At 43.0% G+C, this 1,056-nt stretch carries 1 protein-coding gene; it reads right to left on the bottom strand.

Annotation, left to right across the window (positions count from 1 at the left end):
- Window positions 1–27: 27 nt before the first annotated feature.
- On the bottom strand, window positions 28–963 hold the full coding sequence (locus tag ABPH35_RS10905) for an IS30 family transposase (RefSeq protein ID WP_349989678.1): 936 nt from the start codon (window positions 961–963) through the stop codon (window positions 28–30).
- Window positions 964–1,056 lie beyond the last annotated feature (93 nt).

The following is a 1,056-nucleotide window of genomic DNA, read 5'->3' on the forward strand; positions in this document are numbered from 1 at the left end:
GACAAATTGCAAGAAAAAGTGCAACCTTTATTCGAACTCATTCAAGAGAGCTTCAACAGCGGTTCTGTAAGCTAAACATTTTCGTGGTCGGTGGTTGATGTCACCTAATGCCTTTCCCAAAGTCTCGTTAGAAATAGTCGCCAAATCGGTTTTCTTGGGAAAATATTCTCGCAGTAAGCCATTGGCATTTTCATTGCTTCCCCTTTGCCAAGAGGAGTAGGCATCCGCAAAGTAAAAGGGAATGCCTAAATTCTCCACCAAGGGATAGCAGGCAAACTCCTTTCCCCTATCTGAAGTAAAGGTCTTAAAGGCCTCTTTGGGAAATAAAGTCCACAGCTGTTCGATAGCTGAAAACATAGATTTAGCTGTCCTATCTGGCATTTTGAAAGCTAAGTAAAAGCGCGTTTTCCGCTCTACAAAGGTCGCTAAACACCCCTTGCTTTTACCTCTGGCTGACACCACCGTATCGAGTTCCCAGTGACCAAATGTTTCTCGACCTTTGACCTCTTTAGGACGTTTGGAAATCGGTGTCCCAATCGTGAATTTCCCACGTGTTTCCTGAGGTTTTCGACTTTTTCCTTTGCGGCGTAAGACGCTTAAATCTAGGTGAATCAAGCCAGCGTAGAGCCAGTTGTAGATGGTTTTAAAAGAAACCATCGGTTTTTCTTCAAGCCGATAACGACCACAAATCTGTTCAGGAGACCAGGAGGCCTGTAGACGCTCTTCAATCTCTTGTTTCAATGCGGGTGTGCAGCTTGATTTTCTACCTTTGAGCTTGGCCTGTTGCTCATAATGTTCCTGAGCTACTTCCGCAGAATAGGTATTTTCGCAACGACTTAACTCTCTTGAAATCGTAGACCTATGAACGTCTAGTTTATTGGCAATCTGGCAGGGTTTCAACCCCAATTCCAAGTAAGTTTCAATCTTTAGTCGCTCTTTTATGGTAAAATGTGAGTAGCTCATAGGTTCCCTCGTGTTCTGTTGGTGTCGTTACTTACAGTTTACACGAAAGAAACCCTATGAGTTTTTTTGTTGCACTATATTTTACAATTTGTC

It is taken from the genome of Streptococcus handemini, assembly GCF_040984445.1.
GTDB lineage: Bacteria > Bacillota > Bacilli > Lactobacillales > Streptococcaceae > Streptococcus > Streptococcus handemini.

Excerpts from the sequence above, each read along its gene's own strand:
- ABPH35_RS10905 (WP_349989678.1), bottom strand. The coding sequence starts at position 963 with ATGAGCTACTCACATTTTACCATAAAAGAGCGACTAAAGATTGAAACT.